Annotated in this window: 1 protein-coding gene; it reads left to right on the top strand. The window is 48.4% G+C overall.

Features of this window, described 5'->3' with window-relative positions; translation table 11 throughout:
- On the top strand, positions 1-558 hold a 558-nt coding region (locus R2Q26_RS15355; RefSeq protein WP_317537087.1), incomplete at both ends, for a cadherin-like domain-containing protein.

The following is a 558-nucleotide window of genomic DNA, read 5'->3' as shown; positions in this document are numbered from 1 at the left end:
TAATCGCTTCTGATGGCACTGTGACCGATAATCTCAATGGCACTTTTACCATTACCCCGACACAAAACTTCAATGGCACAGTTACCCTTAACTACGACGTGATTGATGGTAACGGCGGCAGCATTGCTGCGACACAAAGCTACACTTTAGCAGCTGTTAATGACGACCCAACTGGAACTGCTACGGCATCACTGCCGAACGGTACGGAAGATACTCCCTATACCGTCAATGCCTCCGACTTGCTGGCTAGCTTTAGTGATGTTGACGATGACACGCTAAGTATTGCAGCATTAATCGCTTCTGATGGCACTGTGACCGATAATCTCAATGGCACTTTTACCATTACCCCGACACAAAACTTCAATGGCACAGTTACCCTTAACTACGACGTGATTGATGGTAACGGCGGCAGCATTGCTGCGACACAAAGCTACACTTTAGCAGCTGTTAATGACGACCCAACTGGAACTGCTACGGCATCACTGCCGAACGGTACGGAAGATACTCCCTATACCGTCAATGCCTCCGACTTGCTGGCTAGCTTTAGTGATGTTGACG

It is taken from the genome of Nitrosomonas sp. Is37 (assembly GCF_033063275.1).
In the GTDB taxonomy this organism is placed as follows: Bacteria; Pseudomonadota; Gammaproteobacteria; order Burkholderiales; family Nitrosomonadaceae; genus Nitrosomonas.
The sequence above is the reverse complement of the archived record's forward strand: the minus strand, read 5'-3'. Positions and strand labels throughout refer to the sequence as shown.